Origin of the sequence: Cytobacillus sp. FSL R5-0569 (genome assembly GCF_038007265.1) — a bacterium.
Taxonomy (GTDB): Bacteria; Bacillota; Bacilli; order Bacillales; family Cytobacillaceae; genus Cytobacillus; species Cytobacillus kochii.
This window is the reverse complement of sequence record NZ_JBBOWW010000001.1, coordinates 214,868-240,679: the sequence shown is the minus strand read 5'-3', so window position 1 is coordinate 240,679 and position 25,812 is coordinate 214,868. Positions and strand designations below refer to the sequence as shown.

The 25,812-nt window shown below is 35.8% G+C and carries 26 protein-coding genes; 6 read left to right on the top strand and 20 right to left on the bottom strand.

Annotated features, from left to right (window positions below; all coding sequences use genetic code 11):
• Window positions 1-68: 68 nt before the first annotated feature.
• Complete coding sequence (gene metE / locus MKX78_RS01285; RefSeq protein WP_341049414.1) at window positions 69-2,369, top strand: 5-methyltetrahydropteroyltriglutamate--homocysteine S-methyltransferase; 2,301 nt, start codon at window positions 69-71, stop codon at window positions 2,367-2,369.
• Window positions 2,370-2,389: 20 nt separating this feature from the next.
• Here metE and MKX78_RS01280 read toward each other — a convergent pair whose 3' ends face one another.
• The 6 genes from MKX78_RS01280 to MKX78_RS01255 form a co-directional block, all read right to left on the bottom strand.
• Window positions 2,390-2,680, bottom strand: a complete 291-nt coding sequence (locus tag MKX78_RS01280) for a hypothetical protein (RefSeq protein ID WP_095371033.1) — start codon at window positions 2,678-2,680, stop codon at window positions 2,390-2,392.
• Between the two features lie 260 nt (window positions 2,681-2,940).
• Window positions 2,941-3,804 (bottom strand): anti sigma factor C-terminal domain-containing protein, encoded by an 864-nt coding sequence (locus MKX78_RS01275; protein WP_341049413.1) that lies wholly within the window; start codon window positions 3,802-3,804, stop codon window positions 2,941-2,943.
• Window positions 3,791-4,297: an RNA polymerase sigma factor gene (locus tag MKX78_RS01270; RefSeq protein WP_341049411.1), complete on the bottom strand. Its 507-nt coding sequence runs from the start codon at window positions 4,295-4,297 to the stop codon at window positions 3,791-3,793. The genes MKX78_RS01275 and MKX78_RS01270 overlap by 14 nt, the downstream gene beginning before the upstream one ends.
• A 238-nt stretch (window positions 4,298-4,535) precedes the next feature.
• Window positions 4,536-4,847 (bottom strand): hypothetical protein, encoded by a 312-nt coding sequence (locus MKX78_RS01265; protein WP_233435324.1) that lies wholly within the window; start codon window positions 4,845-4,847, stop codon window positions 4,536-4,538.
• Window positions 4,848-5,057: 210 nt separating this feature from the next.
• Entirely contained in the window at window positions 5,058-6,539 is a 1,482-nt protein-coding gene (gene tcuA, locus MKX78_RS01260; protein ID WP_095371036.1) for an FAD-dependent tricarballylate dehydrogenase TcuA, read from the bottom strand.
• A gap of 98 nt (window positions 6,540-6,637) precedes the next feature.
• Complete coding sequence (locus MKX78_RS01255; protein ID WP_341049408.1) at window positions 6,638-7,660, bottom strand: AbrB family transcriptional regulator; 1,023 nt, start codon at window positions 7,658-7,660, stop codon at window positions 6,638-6,640.
• A gap of 199 nt (window positions 7,661-7,859) precedes the next feature.
• Between MKX78_RS01255 and MKX78_RS01250 the strand changes: the two genes are divergently transcribed.
• Complete coding sequence (locus tag MKX78_RS01250; protein WP_341049406.1) at window positions 7,860-8,723, top strand: LysR family transcriptional regulator; 864 nt, start codon at window positions 7,860-7,862, stop codon at window positions 8,721-8,723.
• Between the two features lie 229 nt (window positions 8,724-8,952).
• Here MKX78_RS01250 and MKX78_RS01245 read toward each other — a convergent pair whose 3' ends face one another.
• The 7 genes from MKX78_RS01245 to MKX78_RS01215 form a co-directional block, all read right to left on the bottom strand.
• Window positions 8,953-9,441 carry a GNAT family N-acetyltransferase gene (locus MKX78_RS01245; protein ID WP_341049404.1) on the bottom strand — a complete coding sequence of 163 codons (489 nt, stop codon included), beginning with the start codon at window positions 9,439-9,441 and terminating at the stop codon, window positions 8,953-8,955.
• A 372-nt stretch (window positions 9,442-9,813) separates the two neighbouring features.
• On the bottom strand, window positions 9,814-10,497 hold the full coding sequence (locus MKX78_RS01240; RefSeq protein WP_341049402.1) for an ABC transporter permease: 684 nt from the start codon (window positions 10,495-10,497) through the stop codon (window positions 9,814-9,816).
• Window positions 10,490-11,413: an ABC transporter ATP-binding protein gene (locus MKX78_RS01235; protein WP_341049400.1), complete on the bottom strand. Its 924-nt coding sequence runs from the start codon at window positions 11,411-11,413 to the stop codon at window positions 10,490-10,492. Before MKX78_RS01235 ends, MKX78_RS01240 begins: the two co-directional genes overlap by 8 nt.
• Before the next feature lie 136 nt (window positions 11,414-11,549).
• The gene (locus MKX78_RS01230; RefSeq protein ID WP_341049398.1) at window positions 11,550-12,485 is read right to left on the bottom strand and encodes a sensor histidine kinase; all 936 of its coding nucleotides are present in this window, start codon (window positions 12,483-12,485) and stop codon (window positions 11,550-11,552) included.
• 3 nt (window positions 12,486-12,488) lie between these two features.
• A complete protein-coding gene (locus MKX78_RS01225) occupies window positions 12,489-13,184 on the bottom strand; it encodes a response regulator transcription factor (RefSeq protein ID WP_341049396.1) in 696 nt (231 codons plus the stop codon).
• Window positions 13,185-13,419: 235 nt separating this feature from the next.
• Entirely contained in the window at window positions 13,420-14,262 is an 843-nt protein-coding gene (locus tag MKX78_RS01220) for an aldo/keto reductase (protein ID WP_341052685.1), read from the bottom strand.
• Complete coding sequence (locus MKX78_RS01215) at window positions 14,262-15,473, bottom strand: MFS transporter (protein ID WP_341049394.1); 1,212 nt, start codon at window positions 15,471-15,473, stop codon at window positions 14,262-14,264. Before MKX78_RS01215 ends, MKX78_RS01220 begins: the two co-directional genes overlap by 1 nt.
• Before the next feature lie 201 nt (window positions 15,474-15,674).
• Here MKX78_RS01215 and MKX78_RS01210 point away from each other — a divergent pair, with 201 nt between their 5' ends.
• Window positions 15,675-16,037 (top strand): winged helix-turn-helix transcriptional regulator, encoded by a 363-nt coding sequence (locus tag MKX78_RS01210; RefSeq protein ID WP_341049392.1) that lies wholly within the window; start codon window positions 15,675-15,677, stop codon window positions 16,035-16,037.
• 125 nt (window positions 16,038-16,162) lie between these two features.
• On the opposite strand, the gene MKX78_RS01205 is transcribed toward MKX78_RS01210, so the two are convergent.
• The 3 genes from MKX78_RS01205 to MKX78_RS01195 form a co-directional block, all read right to left on the bottom strand.
• Window positions 16,163-16,615, bottom strand: coding sequence for a helix-turn-helix domain-containing protein (locus MKX78_RS01205; RefSeq protein WP_307315870.1), 453 nt, complete (start codon window positions 16,613-16,615; stop codon window positions 16,163-16,165).
• 507 nt (window positions 16,616-17,122) lie between these two features.
• Window positions 17,123-17,488 carry a hypothetical protein gene (locus MKX78_RS01200; RefSeq protein WP_095371056.1) on the bottom strand — a complete coding sequence of 122 codons (366 nt, stop codon included), beginning with the start codon at window positions 17,486-17,488 and terminating at the stop codon, window positions 17,123-17,125.
• A 36-nt stretch (window positions 17,489-17,524) separates the two neighbouring features.
• Entirely contained in the window at window positions 17,525-18,952 is a 1,428-nt protein-coding gene (locus MKX78_RS01195; protein WP_341049390.1) for an aminotransferase-like domain-containing protein, read from the bottom strand.
• A gap of 100 nt (window positions 18,953-19,052) precedes the next feature.
• Here MKX78_RS01195 and MKX78_RS01190 point away from each other — a divergent pair, with 100 nt between their 5' ends.
• Complete coding sequence (locus tag MKX78_RS01190; protein WP_095371058.1) at window positions 19,053-19,652, top strand: LysE/ArgO family amino acid transporter; 600 nt, start codon at window positions 19,053-19,055, stop codon at window positions 19,650-19,652.
• Between the two features lie 100 nt (window positions 19,653-19,752).
• On the opposite strand, the gene MKX78_RS01185 is transcribed toward MKX78_RS01190, so the two are convergent.
• The 4 genes from MKX78_RS01185 to MKX78_RS01170 all read right to left on the bottom strand — a co-directional run bounded on the left by MKX78_RS01185 (window position 19,753) and on the right by MKX78_RS01170 (window position 23,502).
• A complete protein-coding gene (locus MKX78_RS01185; protein WP_341049387.1) occupies window positions 19,753-20,406 on the bottom strand; it encodes a uridine kinase family protein in 654 nt (217 codons plus the stop codon).
• An 86-nt stretch (window positions 20,407-20,492) separates the two neighbouring features.
• On the bottom strand, window positions 20,493-21,011 hold the full coding sequence (locus MKX78_RS01180) for an SRPBCC family protein (protein WP_340977314.1): 519 nt from the start codon (window positions 21,009-21,011) through the stop codon (window positions 20,493-20,495).
• Between the two features lie 669 nt (window positions 21,012-21,680).
• Window positions 21,681-22,997: a DUF4179 domain-containing protein gene (locus MKX78_RS01175; RefSeq protein WP_341049385.1), complete on the bottom strand. Its 1,317-nt coding sequence runs from the start codon at window positions 22,995-22,997 to the stop codon at window positions 21,681-21,683.
• Window positions 22,990-23,502: a sigma-70 family RNA polymerase sigma factor gene (locus MKX78_RS01170; RefSeq protein ID WP_322910326.1), complete on the bottom strand. Its 513-nt coding sequence runs from the start codon at window positions 23,500-23,502 to the stop codon at window positions 22,990-22,992. The genes MKX78_RS01175 and MKX78_RS01170 overlap by 8 nt, the downstream gene beginning before the upstream one ends.
• A gap of 967 nt (window positions 23,503-24,469) precedes the next feature.
• Between MKX78_RS01170 and MKX78_RS01165 the strand changes: the two genes are divergently transcribed.
• Entirely contained in the window at window positions 24,470-24,676 is a 207-nt protein-coding gene (locus tag MKX78_RS01165) for a helix-turn-helix transcriptional regulator (protein WP_095371063.1), read from the top strand.
• Window positions 24,673-24,972, top strand: coding sequence for a hypothetical protein (locus tag MKX78_RS01160; protein ID WP_095371064.1), 300 nt, complete (start codon window positions 24,673-24,675; stop codon window positions 24,970-24,972). The genes MKX78_RS01165 and MKX78_RS01160 overlap by 4 nt, the downstream gene beginning before the upstream one ends.
• The last annotated feature ends 840 nt before the right edge of the window (window positions 24,973-25,812 follow it).

The following is a 25,812-nucleotide window of genomic DNA, read 5'->3' as shown; positions in this document are numbered from 1 at the left end:
AATCTCTCATTTAATAATAAATAGAGAGATTTTTTGTTGAGAAAATACAATCTAAAGGAGTGTTTAAATTGACTGAAGTAAAAAGTTCAAATGTAGGTTATCCAAGAATTGGCGAGAAGCGGGAGTGGAAGAAAGCTCTAGAACAATTTTGGAGTGGTAAGTTGAATAAAGAGACTTTTCTGCAACAAATGGAAGTCATTCGTTTATCCTCTCTCGAGAAGCAAAAACAACTTGGCGTTGATCTCATCCCGGTTGGCGATTTCACACTGTATGATCATGTCCTTGATACAGCTGTGATGTTTGGACTTGTTCCTGAGCGTTTTACATACAGAGGTGGGAAGGTTGATATCGAAACGTATTTTGATATTGCCAGAGGGAACAAAGATGCCGTGGCAGCTGAAATGACCAAATGGTTTAACACAAACTATCACTACATCGTGCCAGAACTCAACAACCTCACGCCAACACTTGCTGAAAACCGGCCACTTGCCTTTTATAAAGAAGGAAAAGAGAAGCTTGAAATCGACGGGAAACCGGTTATCTTGGGCCCGATTACGTTTGTGAAATTATCAAAAGGCTATAAAGAAAGTGAATTCAAATCAATCGTCAATCAATTCGTTCCTCTTTATGCACAAATTTTAAAAGAATTACAGCAAGAAGGTGCCTTGTGGGTACAAATCGATGAACCTATTTTAGCAACTACCCTCACAGAAGAAGACATCTCACTCTATCAAGCAGTTTACCAAACATTACACCAGGCAGCACCACAGATAAATATCATTTTACAAACGTATTTTGAAAGCATCACTTATTATGAAGCTGTTACCTCATTACCTGTGCAAGCGATCGGCCTTGATTTTGTCCATGATGCAGGTCAAAACCTCGCTTCCTTACAAAAATTCGGCTTCCCAAGTGATAAAGTATTAGCTGCAGGTGTCATCGATGGCCGTAATATCTGGGGCGCCAAACTTGATAATAAGCTCTCTCTTCTAGAAGAAATTACAGCAATTGTTCCGAAAGATCGCTTAATCATCCAGCCTTCATCCAGCTTATTGCATGTACCCGTTACAGTCAAAATTGAAGAAACACTAGATCATACATTAAAGACCGCACTCACCTTTGCTGATGAAAAATTACAAGAAATCGTAGTGCTAACGAAAGGAATAAGAGAAGGAAAAGAGCAAATCCAAGATGAGATAAACGAGAGACGAACTGCTATCGGGGCACTAAATCAATCTTCTATTAGAAACAATCAACAAGTACAAACAGCCATTCAAAACTTACCATCATCACTAGCAGAGCGCGAAACACCTTATTCTGTTCGTCAAGCAACACAAAAAACAGCCTTCCAACTACCACTCCTACCTACAACAACGATTGGAAGCTTCCCACAAACACAGGAAGTGAGAAGAAATCGTTTAAAATGGCGTAAAGGAGAGTTAACTGCTACTGACTATCAAACATATATCAAAACGGAAATTAAAAAGTGGATTGATATTCAAGAAGAGCTAGGCCTTGATGTGTTTGTTCATGGCGAATTCGAGCGCACAGATATGGTCGAATACTTCGGTGAAAAATTAGCCGGATTCCAATTCACAAAATTCGGTTGGGTGCAGTCTTATGGCTCTCGTTGTGTCAAACCACCACTCATTTATGGAGATGTCTCATTTGAACAGCCAATGACAGTTGCAGAAACAGTCTATGCCCAGTCCTTAACAGATCACCCGGTAAAAGGTATGCTCACTGGTCCGATTACGATTTTAAACTGGGCATTTGTCCGCGACGATATCCCTCGTTACGAAGTCGCAAACCAAATTGCCCTTGCCCTTCGAAAAGAAGTAGAAGCACTAGAAGCAAATGGTATCCGGATGATTCAAGTAGACGAACCAGCCATTCGTGAAGGATTACCACTCAAACAAGAGAAGTGGGGAGATTATCTGAACGCTGCTGTTTATGCTTTTAGACTAGCCACTACTTCTGTCAGAAATGAAACACAAATTCATACGCATATGTGCTACTCCGATTTCGAAGACATTATCTCAAGCATTCAAGCACTCGACGCTGATGTCATCTCCATTGAAACATCAAGAAGCCACGGCGAACTCATTCACTCATTTGAAGAAAGCACCTACGAACAAGGTATCGGCTTAGGTGTATATGACATTCACAGCCCTCGGGTGCCACAACTCGACGAACTAACGAAAAACATCGACCGTGCCTTACAAGTACTAGACCCACAACTTTTCTGGATTAACCCTGACTGCGGCCTCAAAACAAGAGGCATTGACGAAACCGTCGCAGCCCTAACAGTCATGGTGCAAGCTGCCAAACTCTCGCGGGAAAAATTACTTGTAAAAAAAGGCGAATAAACAAACAGAAATCCGAACGATTATACATTCGTTCGGATTTCCTCGTTTAATAGTACAGTGTTTAGTTTCTTATCCATCTTCTTCTGATAAGAACCATGGTTAAATCTCTTTTCGTTAAATTCACCAATCACATTCCGTACCCGGACATTATGGATGATTAAGTTGCGATAAATCTCATTCTGCAAATAAGCATTAAACCAACTATAATCCTTTAACTTCCGCAGATTATTCGTCACATCTGCTTGCGTGACTTGTGTAATAAAAGGGGCGAAAGAAATAATACTTATCATATTTAGGAACAGCTTTTTCATAGTGGGTGCATCCTCTCTTATTTATTCACATTACTGTTGGTTGGGTATTTGTACCTTTTCGTTTACCAAATCAGAGATGATACTACGTCAAAACCAGTTCACATTCGCACTCAAAAAACGAACACCACTACAATCAAAACGACGAGGAGAAGCTCTAGACCATTTGCGGCCTCATCTTGCTTATTTTCATTAATTTTCTTCCGATATAACCTTTGTATCTTTCATTTGTAATTGTTATTCATACGAGTACCCCTTTTATCCTAATATTTATCAATCGTTACCCCTAAAACTGATGCCCTAATGATACTTATATCTCTAAACCTTTCCAACTCCTCTGGTGTGCCGCTTATCATGGCTCCACTAATTAGCGTTTCTGATTCATCGTTATAATAAGGATCGTCTTCTGAAACACCATATCCATAAGAGTTATCACCATTCAACACATGATGCAGGTCAGGATTTCCTTCTGTTGGTTTCGGTGTGTGCTCATTAACCCATAACCAGTCGATATTCTCCACACCCATGATATTACCCAATTCTTTAGGAGTCATCGGTTCATCAAATGATATTGCTACTTCTACTAATGTGTTTTTGTCGAGTCCTACAGCTATATCAATTTCCTGAGGTAAATAACTGTAGTTGATTCGAGGGTAATAAAAATCAACAATACGCTCATTATTCATTTGGTTGTACCGAACAACCCTTTTAGTTTCTTCATCTACCTTATTTCCTTCAGTTAAACCGCTCGCTCGACTAACAAGCTTGATTCTACCTATCGCTGGATATTCATTTGTCTCTTTATTCCAAACAAATTGTCTTCCTCCAATTTCCTTAAAATAGACCGTCTCACCAATGGCGCTAAAGAGATTATAATGAAAGGTAGTATTATGGCTGATAATACCTGCTCCTTTCGACCAACTGTTTAAATCCTCATCCATACCACTTTCTATTTTTTTATTGATAAGATATTGAACACCACTAAAAACTAAGAAGATTAAAATAAGAACGGATATCGTAGAAATTAAAAAATATAAGCCAAATTGCTTCCATCTTGCCTTTCTTACTGAACGCCGGAATAGTGAATCACTAATAAAATCCATTTCATCCTTTTTATGATTCGTCATCACGTGCCTCCTCCAAACATTTCAATAATTTCTTTCGAGCGCGGTATAAATTAATCTTCACAGCGCCAATGCTTATCCCCAAAATGATAGCTATCTCCTCATATGTGAAATTTGATTGATATTTTAATAGTAGAATCTCTGCATAAAAAGGTTTTAACTGATTGAGTATACTAGACAATTCTCTCGCACGTTCTTTTGAGATAACTAGCGCCTCGGGGGTTTCCGTACTTTCCGGCTCACCACTATGTTCATCTAAATTAAAGTGGTATTTCTTATTTTTGCGACATTGGTCATAATGGTAATTCAATGCCACACGAATTAACCAACTTCGTACCTTTGATGAACGAATCGTGTCAGATAATTTGATATACTTAAGCGCTGTTTCTTGCACAGCATCTTGAGCATCTATGTGGGGTACCCCTTTTTTTAATAAATATTTATAAACAATATTTAACTCTCTATTCAAGACATCGATATCCAACGCTTCTCTCATATCCCTCCTCCTATGCTTATAAGACGAAACAGATAGTAGTAATGTTAACAAAATTCTAAAATTAATATTAATATCTAGCATAATAATGTTTCAAACCATAATAAAATAACCACAGCATGAGCTTAAACTGTGGTCTCGATAATTAGCACTCTTTTATATGGTGATAAATTATATTTTATATAGTGTTCACTAAAGTAAGACTAAAACACGATATCAATCAACAGCCATTAGTCTCCCTTTACCCCATTTCTGCAAAATAGCCAAATAATATAAAGAAAACGATCGCTAAGATGAATAAGGTAATAATATAAAAAATCAGTAGGATTCTTGCAAGAAACCCGTTAAAGCGATTATACAATTCGTTAGCAGTTAGTTCCGTTAAAGCAAAGAAAGGTATGGATAAAATCATCAGAAACACAAAATCCTCTGTTATCCAGCTGTAAAATTTTCCACCAGCTCTACTACTAAAAAAATACAAAATGGCTAGGAACATATTAATAATTAAGAAGAATCCTAGCATGCTGAATAAGACCGCGATAAAACCTATCATACTGTCTGATTTACACCTCACAGGAAATTTACTCATAAAACTTCTAGAAATAGATATCTTCATTATATTACCATTATTTACATTTATATAAAAAACATAATTTATTAAAGAGCAGGAAAGTAAAAATCAAAACCAGCGTAAGCGAACTGTCAGCACACTACAATACAAAAAAAAAACACAAGGTAACGAGAATACCTTGTGTGAAAGGAGTTATTTTACTTTCTGAGCATGGCGCGAAGCCGCTGCACCAGCTAATTTACCAAAGACGGCGCCAGACATTAAGCCTGAACCGCCGGGATAATTCTCGTAGAAGATACCGCCAATCATTTCTCCAGCAGCATATAAGCCTTCGATTGGTTTATTCGATTGATTGACTACTTCCCCTTCGATTGTTGTCGCTAATCCCCAAAATGAGAACGTAATCCCGCAAGTCACAGGATAGGCATAGAATGGGCCTTCACTTATGGTTTGTGCCCAGTTAGATTTGGCTGGGGTAATGCCTTTTGTCGATTTACCGTCCTTTTCTGAAGGATTGAATTCACCTTCTTGAACCGCTGCATTATAGTCAAAAATGGTTTGTAGGAATTGTTCTTTATTTATATCTAATTGATCTGCAAGCACTTCAAGTGTAGCTGCTTCAATGACGGTCGCTTCTTCTAAATCATACTCCGCACGTAAGATTGGGCGAACTTTAGCATCATAAATTTGGTAGGCTATATTTTTCGGTTGCTTTAATATTTCTTTACCATATTTTGCATAGGTGTAGTTACGGAAATCGGCTCCCTCGTCTACAAAACGGTGACCTTCCACATTGACCATCACGCTATAAGGGTAAGAATGCTTTTTGAAAATATCACCTGGTTTTTGGAAATCACCTACTCGTGGGGCATTGGCATCTGTTCCAATGGCATGACAGCCATTCCGTTGACCAAACGTTTGCGCACCGATTGATACCGCCATATCAATGCCATCACCCGTGTTAAACTCAGTCCCTCTAACGATTGCTTCGTTCCACTCCATTCCTAATGCTTCCGCACGTTTCTTTTTGTCCGCTTCTATACTTCCACATGCTAAAACAACACTTTCACATTGAATCGTTTGCAGTTGCTCTTTTGTTTGCACTTCAATCGCCACCACTGCCTCATTTTCCGTGACAATATTCGTGGCTGCACTTTCATACCAAATTTCAATTCCCAACTCTTCACAGCGATGAAATAAGCTGCGCATTAAGCCGATTCCTTTATCAACGGTTTTAACTGGTAAACCGCCCCAGAAATGAACCTTTCCTTCTTTTTCAAAAGATTGGTTCGCATAGTTCAACTCAAATACGACACCTTGTGTTTTCATCCACTCAATCGTTGGTAAGGATTGATCAACTAATTGACGAATCAACTCAGGTTTACTTTGATTTTTTGAAACTCTCATAATATCATTATAGAAATCTTCTGTGCTGTATTCAGGCATATCAATTTTATTAATCGTGTCCTGATCTAAATCAATCACTTTCGTAATAGCATCTAAGTTTTGATAAGCTACACGAATGGCGCCGTCAGTAAAAAATGAATTACCACCACGTTTTTCAATTGGTCCTTTCTCTAATACGAGTACCGAACTCCCTTGCTCTTTTGCAGATATCGCTGCACATAATGCCGCATTTCCCGCCCCAACAATTACTACGTCATATTTAGCCATCAAACATATCCCCTTTATTCGTTGATAGATTAACTATAAGAAATGATTAGAAATAAATAAAATACATAATTTTTAAACATATCCATAAAAATTTTTTATCACTTGAATATCTTCCACTTTAATACAGGTAGAATAACTATATAAATGAATAGCATGCGGAATAATTGAAAAATCGTTACCTGTGTAGCATCTGCTTGTAATGCGGTAGCGATGAGCCCCATTTGATCCATTCCACCTGGAGCTGTGCTTAAATAGCTGGTGGCAAAATCCATATCAAATAATAAAACCATTCCCTCTGCAATTATAAAGGTAATGATTAACAGTAATATTGCACTACTAATCCCTCCTATTAATACGCGAACGGGTAATCGTAAAGATTTCGGATGTAACAGTAATCCAATGTACGCACCGATACAAAGCTGTGCTATATGCAACAGGTGACTATCCATTGGGGCTAAATCTACTTTAAATAGACTTAATAGCAAACCCATAAGGACAGGCGTTAAAAAATGTGGCACCGGCAATCTTAATTTTTTCCCAATTGGCAAAAACAGAAGTCCCAATAGGATTAGACCGATATTATGCAGAACATTGTTTGAACTTTGTATGACTGATTCCGGCGCCTCTCCAGTTAGGGAAACAATAATCGGAATAAGCCCAACAACAAACAGAACACGAATGACATGAAAAAACGTTACTATAGCTACGTTAATATTCTCTTGTTCCTCTGCAAAAATAACTAATTGAGATAACCCACCGGGAATACTAGCTGTTATCGCTGTCGCAAATGGTATTTTTGCCCATATTTTCAAAATATAGGCTAATCCAAAGCAACATACACTTAAAGAAATATTGAGCATGAGCATAAAAAGTAAAGTGTCTTTCATCGAGACTAATATATTAAGAGTAAAAAGCTGACCAATTGCCGTCCCTACTATAAGTAGCCCAATATTTCGCATCATAACGGGCCACTTCATAGGTATTTTCCATATCAGTTGTGTGAGCAATACGCCAAATAACGAGCCTAGCATCCACGGCATAGGAAAGGAGAGTAATTGAAAAATGCCTACACCAACTATCGCTACAATCACCACTGTGGCAATAGGAAGAATTGCGCGCATTAAATCCCCTCCAAAGATTAAACACTACTACCTCCAGTAATTACGCCTACTAAATCAAAAACAACAGCCGTAAAAAAACTCTCCAGATTCAAATTTATTTTTCCTTTTACAGAATATATGATATATTCCAATGAATAAAATAAATAAATTTCAGCGACACCGATAAAAAAATTTTATATCAATGCGGAAGGAAATTGCTATGAACCTTAATGATTGCCACCTATTAATTGATTTGTACAAGACGAAGAATATTACACACACTGCTAATAATTTGTATACATCGCAGCCTGCTCTCACCTATCGTATTAAACAGCTCGAAAAAAAATATGAAATTGAGTTGATTGTACGAGGGTCAAAAGGAATTGACTTTACAGAAGAGGGGCGGATTCTTTATGAACATGCTGAACAAACCTTACATAACGAAAGATTACTCGTAGATCAATTAGCTAATCTAGCTGAAGAAATAAAGGGCACGATCTCAATCGGCGCTTCTGGTTTGTTCGCGCTACACCACCTCCCCAGAATATTGAATGCCTTTAAAGAGCTTTACCCTAATATAAATATACAACTGAAAACGGGATGGAGCAGCGAAATGAAAGAAGCACTCAATGCGGAAGAAATCCATTTAGCCATTATCCGCGGTAATTACTCCCTAAATGCAAAGAAATGTACACTATGTAATGAAGAATTATTTATCGTATCAAAAAATCCGTTTCAAAAAGAAGATATCCCTCACCTACCATTTATCACTTATAAAACAGATCCACCCTTAAGTCTCATAATTGATAAATGGTGGCGTACCAATTTTCAAAAGCCTGTACATCCAAGTATCGAAACTGATCAAGCCGCTACATGCAAAGAGATGGTAAAGTATAACGTTGGTATCGCCGTACTACCCGGTATCAGTATCGAAGGTGAAGAAGACTTATACACCATTTCATTAAATGAATTTGGAGAAGACATCTATTACCGAGAAACCAGTCTCTTCTATAACCCATTCGTCGAAAACTTACGTCATGTTAAATTATTTATAGATTTTTTAAAGAGTCATTATAATGTGTAAATTGCTGAGGAGGGGGCCAATCGTTAGCGTTTGGCTCGTCTTTAAAGCGTCTGATAAATACTATTAAAATCTTTTTTTGACCACTAAAAAACTGATTTACTTTTGCCCTGAATTCACATTCTTTAACGTCAGATAAAAATTCAGGATCGTAGTCGCCTTCCTAAAGAAAAATGCTATCGTCTGCTGTATCGTTTGATCTTTCGTTTTCAAACTGTCTGTACCTTAACATTTATACTTTAAATGTTTGAATCAAGCATAGCTCATCGTCAATCATATCTTGCTTTTCTTCGTATGGAATATTGAACTCTTTATATATTTTTCTCCAGAAAGATACTGCAGTTCTATTTTCAATCAGTTCAATGACGTAATACTTTCCTTGTTTATTATGAAATATCTCTTTAATAGCCCGCGTACTATTTCCTTTCCCTCTGTATTTATTAAGCAAGAAAATATCATTCACTGCAAAATCATACTCTTTCCTTAGAAACGGACGCTCTAATAAGAGGATAAACCCTATAATACGCTCGTCTATCAAGATGAAATATGGGGATAGCCCATCTACCTCCCAAAACTGATCAACCCCATCGTATTCAAAGATACCGTCTGGCCCAATATCCAGTGTTGATGTGTATCTTGAAAGGTCATGAAGGTACAGGGAGTAAAGGTTTTTTAAGATATTCTTTTCTGATTTTAATACTTCTCTAAGCGCCACAGGCATTATATAAGCTCCTCCTTTTTAATCTACCTATTAGCCCCCATTAGGGCTGGGACATATATACTTCAGCGAAAGTTGTATCGAATGAATAGGAACATCTATCTTTTATTCATTGGGATTACTTTATCGATTATATACAAATATTAAAAGACTAGTGTAATGGAGCGGAAGACACTCGACTCTTGCGGGAAGTAGAGGGAAAGCTGAGATCCCGCAAGCAATGCTGAGGAGGCTCAAGGTTTCCTCCCCGCGGAAAGCGAGTGTACAAGAGCGCAATGGAACGGACTCAATTTTGCAACTGATGTTTTAAAGATTACCATTTGTTATTGTTCGTTTCCTGAAATCATTTAGTTATCTCCCATACCATCAAAAAAATTAAACATCCCCCACTCTATCAACCATCTTAATTGAAAGAAAAATGCTAACCGCTCCCAAAAGACATAGACCTGCGTTCACAAAATCAGAATTGAGATTTATATTAAGAAGAGAAGAAAAGTTTTGAAATTGCATAAGGAACATGGCACAAATGACAGTTGGAATCGTTGCTCTTTTCCAAATCCCAAAGAAAAAGAGGGGAATTAAACTAATTAGTGTAATGAAAAAAGAATGAATGATCATCTTACTAGCATATGAAGTAATATCTACAACGGTTGGTTGCCCATTAATGATATGGAACAGATGATCAAGAAGATACGTAACGATACCTGACAACAGAAAGGATACGAGTGTACAGAGAAAAACTGCGAGTGAGATAAAAAGCACTTTTGCGATAATTAACTTTTTCCGACTAATTGGATAGCCGAATGAAAGAGAGAACGTTTTGTTCTTATACTCATCTATAACCACCTGATTAATAAGAGAAGCTCCAAATAGCACCCAGCCCATCTGTATGGCCAAAATCAATTGAATAATTGTCGCATAACTTTGCCCGAAGTCAGCGCTTACCATTTTAATAAAGAAAATCGGCATAAACATAAGAATACCCGCATAAATAATGATCTCACCCATCACCATTTTTTGCTTTAGTTTCCTCCACTCCAGCTCCATTAATTTAAACATGCTGTTCACCTCCATGGATAATTTGATAGAAATAATCTTCCAGTGTACTTGTATGTTTTTGTATCTCTTCTATATCAATCTGATGAAGAATTAATGCCTTTGAGATCTCACTTGGGGACAAGGTTAAATCATATATGCGAATTCTATTGTCTTCTATAATCTTCATATTAGTAATACGAAGTTCGTACTCTAGCAAATACACTGATTTTTCTACATTCGATGTCACAATCTCAATATATTCCGTTTGCTGCTTCCTAATATCAGCCAAAGTGACTTCATTCACTAATTGACCATCCCTAATCACACCTATTCTATCAACAACCTGTTCCATTTCCCCTAAAATATGACTAGAAAGGAGAAAAGTCATGCCATATTCTTTATTTAACATGCGAATTAAATCTCTCATATCTTTTATACCAATGGGATCAAGACCATTGGTCGGTTCATCGAGAACAATCAGTTCTGGCTTTGTTATGATGGCTCTGCCAATCCCCAATCTCTGCTTCATTCCAAGGGAAAAATCCTTCACTTTTTTCCCTTCAATTCCTTTTAAATGAACCATATCTAAAGCTTGTGTAATGGCTTTTTGATCATAAAACCCTAAATATTCACAGTGAAGCTGTAGATTCTCTCTCGCTGTTAAATGCTCATAAAAGAGCGGATATTCAATAATACTACCTACACGCTTCAACCCAGACTTCTTATTTTCTGTAAGCCTTTCACCAAATAACGTAATCTCTCCTGAAGAAGGATGAATTAATCCCGTGAGCATTTTCATGATTGTCGTTTTCCCAGCCCCATTTTGTCCGAGAAATCCGTATATTTCTCCTTTTTTAATATGAAGATTTACATTAGTTACAAGCACCTTATCTTTGACCTTTTTTGTTAAGCCATTGGTTTGCACGACGTAATCCATTGTCTTAACCTCCTTTATGATTGTTACTTCTAGCTTAAGCAAAGATAGTATCTTTTTTCTTTCTCATTTCTTACATGTTTCTTAAGTTTGAATAAAAAAAGAGCCGTTCCAACAGAACACCCCTTTTCGCGAAGTCTTAATATGTCATTTGTTTAAACCTACAAGTAAAAGTCGTCTTCTCAAATGGTTGGCTACTCACGTGCAGCGTGCCATTCATTGCTTCTGTTAATCGTTTCGAAATACTTAAACCCAATCCACTGCCTTGAAATTGAGGGTTTCTAGCATCATCTAATGTATATAGTCGTTCAAACACCCGGTCCTGGTGTACCTCTGCAATCCCTTTCCCCTTATCCCAAACCTCTACGGCAATGGTTTCCCCATCTCCTCGAAGGGTGAGACCTAATACGCCCCCATCATTTCCATATCGAATCGCATTCGAGATAAGATTACTTAGCACCCGGTTAATTGCCTCTTCATTACCAAGAATGTAAAAATTCCGCTCTGGAATGTCTATCTCTACCTGAAATCCTTTTGATACAAGCAAATCATAAAACTCTAATACATTCTTTCTACAAATCTCATTAAGTGAAACCTTACTCAACGGCATGAGGTAATCATCGGATTCTAGTTTAACAAGATCAAAGGATTGATTAAGTAAAGAAACGAGACTCATTACTTTTTCGTGCAAGCGTAAAATGACGATTTCTTTTTCGTCCTTAGCCATCGTTTTATCCAGCTTTATTTTTTCTACATAACCTAAAATAACTGTTAGTGGTGTTTTCAAATCATGTGACATATTGGCTATCATTTTCCTTAAACTATCTTTTGTTTTGGCGTAATCGGCAAATACTTTTTGATTGTTATCAAGCATTCGGTTGATTTGAATAAGTAAAAGTTGAATGGCCTCTTGATCTGTTTGGAGTAACACTTTTTCAGCTGTCTGTTGTTCGATAATATTTGTTAACTTATCACTGATTTCATTTATATGTTGCTTTGTTTTTTTACGAGAATAATATTGCCATCCATTCATTACAATTAAAATGGCCATGATAACAATTAAAGTAACCATCATAGACTATTCACCTAATTTATATCCGATTCCCCAAATGGTTCGAATATACTTTGGATGAGACGGATTCTCTTCTATTTTTTCTCGTAACCTTCTTATCTGAACATTGATTACATTTTCATTGCCGTAATAATCATCTTCCCAAATAAAATGGTATATTTGTTCCTTTGTAAACACTCGATTTTGATTGGTCATAAACAGCTTTAAAATATGGAATTCCTTAGAAGTAAGCTGCACAACCTTATCTTTCATTTGTACAGAAAAGGTATGTAAATCGAGGGATAATTCCTTAAAATGAATGTTATGAGATATTGCTGGAGTCCCCGCAGGACGATATTGCGTTGCCCTACGAATAGCCGCATGGACCCTCGCCGTTAGTTCGATCATTGAAATCGGTTTGCTTATATAATCATCGGCACCAAAGCCTAATCCTAACGCCTTGTCTAAGTCACTATCCTTCGCTGAAATAATCAACACAGGCATTAAACTCTCTTCTCTGATGCGTTTTAAAACATCCATACCACTTAACTGCGGAAGCATTAAATCCAACAAGATTAAGTCAAAGTCCTCCTTATGGAAAAGGGATAAAGCTTCCTCCCCATCAAATGCGGTAAATACCTCGAAACTCTCCTGTCTCAAAATATCTGTTATTAATTCACTAATCTCCCTGTCGTCTTCCACAAGAAGAATACGCTTTTGCATACTTCCACATCCAATCCTTTGTACTAACCATGCAATGAATCAATCACCTTTAACTCTCCCTTTATTTCTATAAAGGGCGCATAATTCCTTCTATAATATAGAACTGATGGTATAAAAAAAGACTGATGATTTTCATTCGTTAGTCTCATTTGAAATAAAAGCCGATTGCCTCTCTCATACAGGACACATGAAAAAGTGTAGGGAAAGTATGCATCCCTACACTACAAGTTCTTTATTAAAAATCAAAATTGTCTGGGTCTGGCCCTACACGAAGATTCTGATTTAATCCATCAATGATTTCCATCTCTTCTATCGTTAATTCAAAATCAAACACATTTGCATTTTCTACAATTCGATGCTCTTTTGTTGATTTTGGAATGCTGACAATCCCGTTCTGTAAATCCCAACGCAAAATAATTTGCGCAACAGACTTATGATGCTTGTTTGCGATCTCCTGTAACACTTTATTATCTAGTAATTGTCCTTGCATTAATGGTGACCATGCTTCCAGCTGAATCCCATTGTCTTGACAAAATACTTGTAACTCTTTTTGCGATATCCTTGGATGGCATTCTACTTGATTGACCATCGGTTTAATTTCAGCATCCTTCATTAGTTCTTCCAGATGATGAGTTTGAAAGTTACTCACTCCAATGGCTTTTACACGACCTTCTTTATAAAGCGTTTCTAAAGCTCTCCAAGCATCCTTATATTTCCCTTCAACCGGCCAATGGATCAAATATAAATCTAAATACGCTAAACCAAGCTTCTCTAAGCTTGCTTCATAAGCAGCGATTGTTGATTCATACCCTAAATCAGCATTCCAAACTTTAGAAGTGACAAATAGCTCTTCTCTAGAAATCCCTGCATCTCTTATACCTTCTCGGATACCTTCACCTACACCTACTTCATTCTCATAAATTGCTGCGGTATCCACGCTGCGGTATCCATGGTTAATCGCTGACTTTACTGCGTTTACTAATTCAGGACCTTCTTCCACTTTAAAAACACCTAATCCAAACCAAGGCATCTTTACACCGTTATGCAAAGTAGTTGTATCTTGTAAATGTTTGACCATCATCTTTCAACCTCCAAAGTGATATTATTTTCTTGATCTTTTCGTTCCAAAGCTCTGCTAAACCCCGTTAAAACGGCTGCCACTAAAACCATAAGCGCTCCAATCCAAGATGTATGAATCAGTCCAATCGAGTCCGTAATCATACCACCTAAGTAAGAGCCAATGGCGATACCAGCATTAAATGCTGCAATATTGATGGCAGATGCGACATCCACTGCACTCGGAACAAAGCGCTCTGCCAACATCACCACATAGACTTGTAAACCCGGCACATTCATAAATGCTAATAACCCCATTAGAAAAATCGTTATCAATCCAGCCACTTTAAAAGGTGCTGTAAACATCAAAATAAATAACACAACCGCCTGTACAATAAACATATAGAACAATGCGCGGATAGGATTTTGATTCGATAACTTCCCGCCAAACATATTCCCAATTGCAATCGCTATGCCATAAACCAATAAAATGATTGCTACAGTTCCTTCTTCAAATCCAGTGATATCTTGAAGCAATGGCGATAAGAAGGTAAACACGACGAAGGTTCCACCATAACCTAGTGCTGTAATGATAAATAAGAGCAATAACCGGCCATTTTTCACAAGTTTCAGTTGATCACGAAAGGATGTTTTGACCCCTTTTCGTAAATGTGATGGAACGAGAATACTATTAGCAATTAAAGCAATAACACCAATAATGACAATCGTCATAAACGCTGCTCTCCACCCTAATTGCTGACCGATAAAGGTGCCAAATGGAACACCTGTAACAGTAGCGACCGTCAGACCCGTAAACATAATGGAAATCGCACTCGCTCTTCGATTTTCAGGAACTAAATCAGCAGCGATTGTCGATCCGATTGACATGAAGACCCCATGGGAAAATGCTGAGATCACACGTGCAACGAGTAATAGCCCTATAGTTGTTGAAAAGGCAGCAAGCGTATTCCCGATTATAAAAACAATCATAATCCAAAGTAATAAAGTCTTGCGGGACATTCTCGATGTCAAAGATGTCAAAACAGGGGCACCAAATGTTACCCCTAAGGCATATAAAGAAACCGTTAACCCTGCAGTGGTTACCGGAATACTTAAATCATTTGCAATAAGGGGTAATAAACCAACACTGATAAATTCAGTCGTCCCGATTGCAAAGGCACTTACTGCCAAAGTAAGCAAGGCCATTGTGCTTTGCTTTCTGTTTAGATTCATATATTCTTCACCTTTTTTCTTTTATATAAATGGAAAATTTCCTTTTCGAACATAATAATTTTAAAGGAAAGTATCGTTTCAATCTGCCGGCAAATGTTATTATGATACATATGGAACACAAAGAGAAGTACGCACTTTAAAGTGATATAGATACCAGAAAGTAATATAGGTACTTTTTAGTTCCTAAGGAGGGAAACAAGAATGCAGAAGAAGAAATACAATATTTCTGTCGAAGCAACTTTAGAAGTCATCGGAGGAAAGTGGAAATGTGTAATCCTTTGTCATCTCACACATGGCAAAAAGCGAACAAGCGAATTAAAGCGTCTCATGCCTAACATCACACAAAAGATGCTTACCCAACAGCTACGCGAGCTTGAAGAGGATGGTGTCATCAATCGTATCGTGTACAATCAAGTTCCACCAAAAGTAGAATACGAACTCAGCGAATACGGACAAAGCTTAGAAGGGATCTTAACTTCATTATGTGCCTGGGGAGAGAACCATTTGACCAAGCTATATGGGGATAAATTCTCGGTATTAGAAGAAAGTATATTGAACGAATAGGATAAGTAATAAATTGGCTGAAAACAGGACATTTTTATAGAGGTAATGGCTAACTCCAAGCATAACAGGGAAGCTTCAATGGCATACCCTCTGAAGCTTCTTCCTCTCTTTATAAATAAATTTGCTTACTCCGTTTTATATTTTTTTGCCAACGTTTCACTCCCAATCGCTCCAATGATTGAAGCAGTGAATGGCAGAAACGCATAAAGAATCGAACCTTGGAAAAATGTTATATTCAAGTCAAAAAATTTATTACCCACAGCGATAAGAATTTTGAAAACAACTAAAAATAAGCCAACAAGCAGAAGAAGATCAAAAAACAACTTTAACTTTGGATACGCTAATTGCTTTCCATCTTCAATAATGCTCTCCTTCAAATGATCATCTCCTTTTAATAATTCATCAATGGTAATATCAAAAATTTCACTTAGTTGAATGAGAGATTCAATGCTGGGATATCCTTCTCCACGTTCCCATTTTGATACTGATTGTCTACTAATTTTAAGTAATTCACCGAGCTGTTGTTGAGACATTTCATGTTTTAAACGTTGTTCTTTTAATTTTTGGGGGAAATCCATTTTCTTCATCTCCTAACAACTCCAGTATATTTGCATCTCTAACTAAACGTAAAGAACCGTGTCGTTGCAACGATGTAAACGAATAGTTGCGGGATAAAATGAGTAATTATTTTACCATGTTATATTATATCAGCTATCACTTTACCTACATTTCCCATTGTCATTTATACTTATTATGCTGTTTTCTATTTGAAGATACCCGTGGGGAAATTTCCAGTATAAGAAAACGGCCATTCCCTATACCACTAAAGTAAAAAAGGAAGTGACCGTTTCTATCATAGCTTTATATAAGTTTATCTTTACAAACATCTCACACCTGATATTTACCAATAGAGCAGATGATAAAGCACCATAATCACAGCAATAATTAAAATGACTAAAACCACTTGATTAACTTTAATATCAATTAACACTTTATTTCATTCGGATAATTTACTTAAGTAAGATTTTTAAAGTATTAGTTAATCTGAAGTGTATTATAAATAACTTAAGAAAAGTTGAAAGTCACTACTTTTTAAGACGGTTCTCCAATGATTCAATCGCCAGTTGAAGCGCAATTAATCGTCGCTCATTTACTGTTTTTTGAGGACTACCATCTTTTGCTTTTGCTATCTGTTTTTCAATAGGTGGAATAGTACTTTGCAAAATATCTTTAGATGTTAGAATAACTTCTTCTTCATATGAGAAGTCTTCACCGTTCCAAATATTCCTTAAACTATCTAAACCGACTTTTATAGCATCTCGTCTCTTTCTTACAAGAGTAGTATTAGAGCCCTTTTCAGTCATGCTTTTATAAGCATTTGAAAGTTTACTAAATGTAGACTCTAAGGATTTTACGGATAACTCTTGTATTTCTTGGTTAATTGACTCCATGTAGACTTCTCATCACTTTCTATTATTTAGTAGTATTCATTCATGATTACAGAGTAATAATAAAGCATGTAGACCTTCTTTTATTTCTGCTAGTGAAGCATACGCATACGACAGTCTTATATGGTGAGAATCACCTGAACGATAGATATAACCTGGGTTGATTAAAATATTTTGATTGAGAAGGTTTAGAAATAGTGCTTTGTTTACGATAGGTTTATTAAACCTTAACCAAATATAAAAGCCACCTTCTGACTTATTCCACGTAGCAATCTTTCTAAATTGGTTTTCTAGTATATTTTCAATAAATGCCGCTCTGTTCTTTAGTTGTTCACGAAGATTTTTTAAGTGATTTTCATATAAACCAGTTGAAATCCAATGTGCGACGATCTCTTGAGAAAGAGCACTTGAACCATAATCCGTTTGCATTTTTATATCCGCTAGCCGTTCAACCACAGGTGAAGGTGCGACAATCCATCCAATACGTAACCCAGGACTTAATGTTTTCGATACACTACCAAGATAAAGTACTTGTCCTGACTTGTCTAAAGACTTTAGGGTAGGTAAAGTATGATCAAATAGTAATTCATGATAAACATCGTCTTCAATAATAGGAATCTGTAACTCTTTGCATATATTGTATAGATTTTTCTTTTCCTCCAACAACCAATTAACTCCAGTAGGATTATTTAATGTCGGAACACAATAAAATATAGATTGTTTTTTCCTCTTAAAAACTTTTAAGTTCTCAGCTAATTTCGGATGATTACGCATTACCGTATGCATACGCATTCCAGCAGATTGAAAAGGATGAATAGAACTTAAATAAGATGGTTCTTCATGGAAAATCACAGAGCCTTCTTCTAATAATCCAATGGCAATTAGTTGAAGCGCCTGAAGTGCTCCAGAAACAATTAGAATGTTCTCTGGTTCCGATTGAATACCTCTTATTTTCAGATAGTCACATAATACTCTTCTAAGTCTTTCATTTCCTTTTGGTGATGAATAACCGATAGATTTTGCATCAAGGGTGATTTCTTTTAAGGACTGTTCAAGTTGTTTTGTTGGGAGTAATTCCGGTGATAATTCACCTGTTCCAAGGCGAATGATATGATTATATTGCTCGTATTCATTGATAAGTTGAATGGTATGGTCATTTGCTCTATGGATACTTGAATCAATATGCTTTTTCCAATTCGGTTGAGTTTTATTTAAAAGTACATTCCAAGAAATATTAGTTACAAATACACCTGATCCTAATTTTGATTGAAGTAAACCATCTGCCTTCAGTTCATCAAGAGCAAGTTGAACTGTACTTCTATTGACATTAAATTGTATCGCTAGTTGACGCTGTGTGGGGATTTTTGTTCCAACCGCCCAATCTCCACTTTCTATACGAAATTTCATCCAATCTACAATTTGTTCGTGAAAAGTTAAATGAGAATCACTACTCGGTTTCCATTTCAAGTTAATCCCCCTTAAATTGGGTGGATAAAAAACCATCCAATTGGTTGTTTTCTTTCAGTTTTATCATAGTACGATAGTAATTGAAAGAGAGTTGATTTGAATGGAACCCATTCTGCACGGATTAATTTTGGCATTCGGGCTTATTTTACCTTTAGGGGTACAGAATGTCTTTGTATTTTCTCAAGGAGCAACGCAACTTAGATTGGCTCAGGCACTTCCAGCTACGATAACAGCTGCAATCTCTGATACACTTTTAATCTTATTATCTGTATTTGGTTTATCAATGATTGTCCTTCAATTTGAATGGTTACGAGTAATTTTAATGATTACCGGTATCTTATTTTTATTGTATATGGGATCTGTCATTTGGAAATCCGAAACGACAAAAAAAACGAATAAGGCTTTACCTATTCGTCAACAAATTATCTTTGCTTTATCTGTTTCTTTTTTAAACCCTCACGCCATCTTAGATATAGTCGGTGTTATTGGGGTAAGTGCAATAAAATATGCTGGAAAAGAACAATTTCTTTTTACTATTACTTGTATTACAGTATCTTGGATTTGGTTCTTTGGGCTAATGATTGCAGGAGCATTTGTGAAAAAGTTAGATGGCAAAAGAAATGTATTGCAATTATTTAATAAATTCTCTGCTATCTTTATCTGGGGTACAGCCATTTATATTTTTCTTGATTTAATGTAATATCCTTGGAATTATCATTTCATATGTAAAATGCGAAAGCCTTCTGTCAAGATGCAAGGGAGAAGGCTTAAAAGGTAAGATTTCTTTTTTTAAAAGTAGTTTATTCTTTCACTTCAAATGTATTTTTCTCTATACATATCGCTGCTGCAGACGTATTTATAATGATATCAAAATCCTGGCTGTATGGATGCATAAACACTTCGTACTGTATCCTTCGTTCTTCATGGGATTGCCTTAAATAATTGAGATCTGCTCCCCTTTCAACGATGTCCCGATTCGACCTCCTTAATAATTCAGTTTCACCATCTGTATAGAAATAAATTTTTAAGTCAAATAAATCAGGATGAATAAATGCTACACTCATTCCCTCAACAATCGTTACTTTATTCCTCGAGGAAATTAATTCGCTTTTCATATAATGTGTATGCATTGTGTATAAATCTAAACCATCTCTAATCATCTGAACATCTCTTTCTAAAGATAACAAATGATGCGCTGATGGGTGGCAAGCTGTCATTTTATAACGATGATTTTCGTTTTGATATGTATAGTCAATCATTGCATGGTTTCGTATATTCGAGCTAACAATATACGGGTCTGTATTTATATAATTCACTCCATCTTGATTTAATACGTTTATAAGCTTATTGGCAAACGTTGTTTTTCCAGCAGCACCATGTCCGGAAATACCAATAATAAGCTTTTTATCCGTTATTGTAATCCAATTTGGGATGTCTTGTATTAACTTATCCATCAATCTCCCCCCGTCACTAGATTTGCTTTTTTCAACTTACTTTTTAAGATGTCTATACTTCTAATGATGAGTGCTATATTCTCCACTTAATTCGAATCAAATGCTTCCCGATAAAACTCCCTTAACTCCGCTCCGTTATCCGGCCATTCGGGCAGCTGTTCGTTAGCCAACATAACCAATGCATCAAGACAGCGATGCCATCCTGCTGCTGTTGCCGCTGCCCAAGACCGGTCATCAAACGTATGCTGAAAATTCATTCGGCACCCGTCATCGGTATTTTGCAACTCGATTCTTAGCATATCAGCGCCTTCATGAAAGGCAAAGACGACAGGTGGTTGGTATTCAGTAATTATGCCTTCGTACTTCGTCCCCTCGCCATCATCAAAAGCTATTTTGCCACCTTCAATAAGATCCATCTCTCCAGTTGCAAACGGATACCACCTGGTAAAGTAATCAGGATCTGTTACGTAGCGGAAAACACTCTCTGGTTTATGGGTAAACAAACGTTCAAATTGCAAAACATAACGACCATTCACTTCATATAACTTTCCGAATTTAGTCATCTTATTCTCCTTTACATTTTTATTCATTATTAAGATTAACAAAAAGCTTCATCTTAAACTATGCCCGTTTGCGAAATAAAATTTCCGATAAAAAACCTCCTCTTGACCATCATATCCAAAGGGTATAAACATCGCAATTTATGCTGATTTGGAGTAAGTTTGATCAAAATTAAATATAACGAATATGCTTCAAACGGTTCTTGTACGAAACCAACAAAATAGTTTATTAACCGGCATCTAGCTGTTTTCTAGGTGTAAAAGTATAACTATCTCACACTTTTAACTAAAATAAATATAACCCTTAGTTAATAATTACTAACATAAATGTGTTGTCTAAATTGATAAAAATCCCTACCTACTCATGGTCGGGATTTTCATCATCTGGTCTTCACTTTTTGTTATCTAATTCATTTATGAACCGTAGGAACAGCTGCCAAAAGAATAGTTAGAAATTAATGTGGATTCTTTAGGATCAAAGTTAGAAAAGACCCGGAAAATTTTACGGAGCTTTTTCTAAACATAAGTACATATTACCTTAATGAAAAACGATAAAAATCAATTCTATTAGATTCAGTCGGGATTATTATTAAGAGGTCTTTAACCCTTTGGTAATTCCCCAAAAGTAATGCAAATGCGCATACAGACAGTGGTTTTTTATGAAAAATTCACCTTCTATTTAACGGAGTACCTGATGACATTTGCATTGGGCTATTACTTTATTTTCACATTAGCCTCTGCACTGATAGAGGCTGGATAATCAAGCAATTCAAGTTTAACAGGTCCTAAGTCAGTTGCCTCAGATGGGAAAGGAACGGAATACAATACATAGTCGTCGACATAAGAATAGGAGATACCATATGGTTCATCCTTACTTATTACATTTCCATCTGCATCTATTGCATGCGTAAAAATTGCTGATTTGAATTGATTCGGATTCGTATCTAATTTAATGGACATCTCGCCTTGCTCTATCTCTACATCTGTTAATTTTCCGTCTTTCGGTGCCTTAAGTATTTTCTTTTTTATCGGGTCTACTTCAACATTGAGCTCTTCCTTATCAAGCGCACGAATTGAATTGAAACGCAAATATAATTCTTTAGGATTAGTAAAGTAGTTGCTCTGCAAATAAATGATTGTTTCGTTCTCATTGATTTGTGTAGTCTCTATTACACTTGTATTCCATGTTTCTCCTTTTTCATCTATTAGATGCAAGTCATTAATACCAAATATCTTTTTACTATTTTGCGAATGATAATATACATGTACAGCTGTTTGAGAAGGATACATTGTTACGTCCTTGATTGTTAATTGCTGTCCTTCAATTTCTAATGTTTTATCCACATTATACACTTTCTTTCCAACAATTTTACCTTTATCTAAAGTAAAGGGAATTTCCCAAACCCCGTCTAAAAGTTTCTTATCTTTAGAAAACTGAGTTGAAAGAATTAGTTCATTTGGCAGATTATCCCCTTCTTTTAAAGGAACCCTGATTTCCAGCAAAGAATCCGGATTATCATTCCGATATTCACCAACTATATGATAAGGCAATACCTCTCCTTTTTCATTAAGCAATTGAAAGCTTCCTAGAGTAATAACTACGTCTTCTTCATCTGATTGATATTCATAAAAAATGATCAGTGATTTTTCATCATGAATAATTGAATTCAAAGTAAACTCTATACCTTTGTTATTCACACTTGAATCCACTTTTTGTATGTAATTATTTTCAACAGCTGCAAGTAGTCCTTTGTCATATCGGACAAAATCAACAATTTTCCCCATACCAGGTACATTTGACATGTAATATGCAACGGGTTCGGATACATTAACAGATGTAATAAACGTAAGTCCTAAAATACATGCAGCAGTGAATGTCTTAATGGGCAGCTGTATTCTCTTTTTCTTTTTCTCTGCTTTTGCTTGCTGTATTCCCCTTAGAATTGCCTGGTCAGAGCGATCGTCAGAAATGGATAGATCCTTCATTATTTTTTTTGATTCAGCCAACTCACTTTCTTCTCTTTCAAACATTTAGCCCACCCCCCTTATTTAATTGAACCTGAAGTGCTTTTAGGCCTTTGTATAGCCAGGTTTTAATGGTGCTCTCCGACCTTTCGAGAATTTCGGCAATATCTTTTATCTTTAAATCGTTATAATACTTTAAAATAATGACTTCTCGAAAACGTGCATCTATTTTTAGTAATGCTTCCTCTATTTCTAACGTCTGGTTGTCATTCTTCGTTACTATTAGATTATCAATATACTTAGGATCTGCGATTCTTTTTCTTTTACGAATTTGATCATGGCAGTAATTAAGCATAATCCGGATAACCCATGTTGAGAAGTATTCTGCATGTTTCAATTTATTCAATGAAAGATAAGCCCTAAAAGTTACTTCCTGCAATGCTTCTAAGGCCTCCTCCTCATTATGTAAGTAACCCAAGGCTATTTTTAATAGTCTACTTTTATGGATTTGGATTAATTCGTAGAAAGCATCATCATCTCCCTTTCTTGCTCTATTGACTAGGTTTTTCACTTCCAAGCGCGCTTCCCCCTTTTCTCTTTCTAGTTATTAGACATAACAAAGAAACAAAAAGTCTTAAGTTTTTACTTTCTGCAGAATTTTTTGGTATTGATAATCGAATAATCTATTCCTAAGGTGTACCCGTTGTAAAAGTCCTTTTAAAAAAACAAGTCTATGTTAGAAGCTACGGTTGGTAGTTTGGAGAAACATCATGTTATCTTATTTTCACCCTAAAAAACCCCCTAGGACAATGCATATTCCAAGAAGGTGAAACTTCGCACTTTATTTGAAATCAATACATTTTGTTGGATTGAAAAAAAGTTCGAGCAACTCGAAGTAATTTCTTGTTAAACACTGTACAATTTTTATCATTTACTTCTATTAATTTTAAACAATTTCGCTCTTCTTGATTACTATACAATTGAAATTTTCTAAAGAACGTAGACCACCGAAAAAATAACATATTTTCCCTTAATTTACTGCAGATAACCTGCATAACTAAAGAGCAATGATGGACCTAAAAAATACCAGGTTATATTCCGCCCTAGGCAGGAGCAATTTTTGACCATTTTCCAGAAATTTCCTTAAACACGAATATTGTAAAACGGTAGACTAAATCCCACAACAGAGACAATTTGGATGGGTCATAGTCATTATGAGGAGATATTTTAGAAAAGAGACTTAGACAAAAAACTCCCACACTTAGAGGAGTTTTGTTTTATTAATCTTTCATTCCACTTTATCACATTCACTTGGTAATATGCCCCATACGTATTATCAATCTATTATTTCATTACCAGAAAAATATTAAGGTTTTAACCTAACAAACAATTTAGTGTACTTGAATTATTAGAGGGGATTAAACCATTAAAGGAAATAATCTAATTATAAAAAAATTTAATTGTCGTAAATACTTTACATTTTGTAAAAAATATATTACATTTAACTTATAAGAAATCATATAGAAAAGAGGTTTCATATGCTGGAAAACTTTATATCAGTTGGTAGGGCTGAGAAAAAATGGACTCAACAACACTTAGCCGATGACGTAGGTGTTAGTCGTCAAACGATTGCAGCATTGGAAAAAAACAAATATAACCCTTCGTTGATATTAGCATTTAAGATTTCTAATTCATTAGGGAAAGAAATTACAGAAGTATTTAAATTTAAGGAGGAAGTTGTATGATCACGTTAACTACATCATTGATTATAGGTTTAGCAATACTGGTTATAGTTTCAGAAGTATATAAAGCAAAATTTGAAAGTAAAAAAGAATCAATGGATGAAAGAGGTGAGCTATTACTTTTTAAGATTAAGTCGCTCTCTTATTCAATATTATCTGGGGGGATACTTCTTGGGGTGGCATTAGTAGCAATCTTAGATGTAATCCAAAAAGAATATTTTATTTATTACGTTATGATTGTTTTTTTTATTCAAAGCATTGTTTCTTCAATATATTTAGCTGTAGTTAAACGTATTTAAATAATACATTACAACACTTTGAGAAATTAACTATGCTCATATATAACTTCTTAATTAAGTATCACATGCCTCTTCAGTACATGACCCGCTCATAGTTTGTCTATTTGCAATCCATTCATAAACTTTTTGCCCCATCCCCTATCTTAGAGGATTAAGAAAATGCTAAGTCGTTATTGGCAGCAAGATATGAAGAGATATGACCAGTGTCGTGAATTCTTTTAGGTTTAAGTTGCATCTAATCGATCCGACGCCTTTAAAATTTAAAATTCCTGAAGCTAAGTTTATCAACTTATGGATTACTCAATTTTTTTGACAACCTCAATAATACTCATCAAAGGGAAAATCTTCGCGACTTTTTAAGACGTCGCGATTTCATACAAAACACTCGAATTGATATACCTTATTTGTTCATGTAATTCAGTAAATCTATAGATTTTTTGAATGTTTCTTCTCCTTGATATTGTAAATGTATAATCCAACGATGATAAGATTTTTTCTATTACTATTTTAAATTTTAGAGAACTTAACCATAAAAAAACCGCCTCCAATTGTTAGATCATGTCTAACAATTGGAGTGTGTGTATATCAGAATTTTAAAAACGGTATCACTTTTATTTAAATTCTATACAATTACTTGTAGCCTTGGAGTAAAGTTTGATCAAAAGTATCTCACAAAGCCACATAAATGATTCAGCGTAATATTTCACCGAAACAAATTTATGATGCATATACAAAAAGTACGAAATATAGCGATCCAGATTATCCAAATGCAACGGTATATCACTACAAGGGTATAGCTGTAGCTAGAGAAGGTAATATTTTAACAACAGTTTATAATCA

Bases quoted from the DNA above. Each gene is read 5' to 3' on its own strand.
- MKX78_RS01280 (WP_095371033.1), bottom strand. From the start codon at position 2,680: ATGAAAAAGCTGTTCCTAAATATGATAAGTATTATTTCTTTCGCCCCT.
- MKX78_RS01275 (WP_341049413.1), bottom strand. From the start codon at position 3,804: ATGACGAATCATAAAAAGGATGAAATGGATTTTATTAGTGATTCACTA.
- MKX78_RS01270 (WP_341049411.1), bottom strand. From the start codon at position 4,297: ATGAGAGAAGCGTTGGATATCGATGTCTTGAATAGAGAGTTAAATATT.
- MKX78_RS01265 (WP_233435324.1), bottom strand. From the start codon at position 4,847: ATGATAGGTTTTATCGCGGTCTTATTCAGCATGCTAGGATTCTTCTTA.
- tcuA (WP_095371036.1), bottom strand. From the start codon at position 6,539: ATGGCTAAATATGACGTAGTAATTGTTGGGGCGGGAAATGCGGCATTA.
- MKX78_RS01255 (WP_341049408.1), bottom strand. From the start codon at position 7,660: ATGCGCGCAATTCTTCCTATTGCCACAGTGGTGATTGTAGCGATAGTT.
- MKX78_RS01250 (WP_341049406.1), top strand. From the start codon at position 7,860: ATGAACCTTAATGATTGCCACCTATTAATTGATTTGTACAAGACGAAG.
- MKX78_RS01245 (WP_341049404.1), bottom strand. From the start codon at position 9,441: ATGCCTGTGGCGCTTAGAGAAGTATTAAAATCAGAAAAGAATATCTTA.
- MKX78_RS01240 (WP_341049402.1), bottom strand. From the start codon at position 10,497: ATGTTTAAATTAATGGAGCTGGAGTGGAGGAAACTAAAGCAAAAAATG.
- MKX78_RS01235 (WP_341049400.1), bottom strand. From the start codon at position 11,413: ATGGATTACGTCGTGCAAACCAATGGCTTAACAAAAAAGGTCAAAGAT.
- MKX78_RS01230 (WP_341049398.1), bottom strand. From the start codon at position 12,485: ATGATGGTTACTTTAATTGTTATCATGGCCATTTTAATTGTAATGAAT.
- MKX78_RS01225 (WP_341049396.1), bottom strand. From the start codon at position 13,184: ATGCAAAAGCGTATTCTTCTTGTGGAAGACGACAGGGAGATTAGTGAA.
- MKX78_RS01220 (WP_341052685.1), bottom strand. From the start codon at position 14,262: ATGGTCAAACATTTACAAGATACAACTACTTTGCATAACGGTGTAAAG.
- MKX78_RS01215 (WP_341049394.1), bottom strand. From the start codon at position 15,473: ATGAATCTAAACAGAAAGCAAAGCACAATGGCCTTGCTTACTTTGGCA.
- MKX78_RS01210 (WP_341049392.1), top strand. From the start codon at position 15,675: ATGCAGAAGAAGAAATACAATATTTCTGTCGAAGCAACTTTAGAAGTC.
- MKX78_RS01205 (WP_307315870.1), bottom strand. From the start codon at position 16,615: ATGGATTTCCCCCAAAAATTAAAAGAACAACGTTTAAAACATGAAATG.
- MKX78_RS01200 (WP_095371056.1), bottom strand. From the start codon at position 17,488: ATGGAGTCAATTAACCAAGAAATACAAGAGTTATCCGTAAAATCCTTA.
- MKX78_RS01190 (WP_095371058.1), top strand. From the start codon at position 19,053: ATGGAACCCATTCTGCACGGATTAATTTTGGCATTCGGGCTTATTTTA.
- MKX78_RS01185 (WP_341049387.1), bottom strand. From the start codon at position 20,406: ATGGATAAGTTAATACAAGACATCCCAAATTGGATTACAATAACGGAT.
- MKX78_RS01175 (WP_341049385.1), bottom strand. From the start codon at position 22,997: ATGTTTGAAAGAGAAGAAAGTGAGTTGGCTGAATCAAAAAAAATAATG.
- MKX78_RS01165 (WP_095371063.1), top strand. From the start codon at position 24,470: ATGCTGGAAAACTTTATATCAGTTGGTAGGGCTGAGAAAAAATGGACT.
- MKX78_RS01160 (WP_095371064.1), top strand. From the start codon at position 24,673: ATGATCACGTTAACTACATCATTGATTATAGGTTTAGCAATACTGGTT.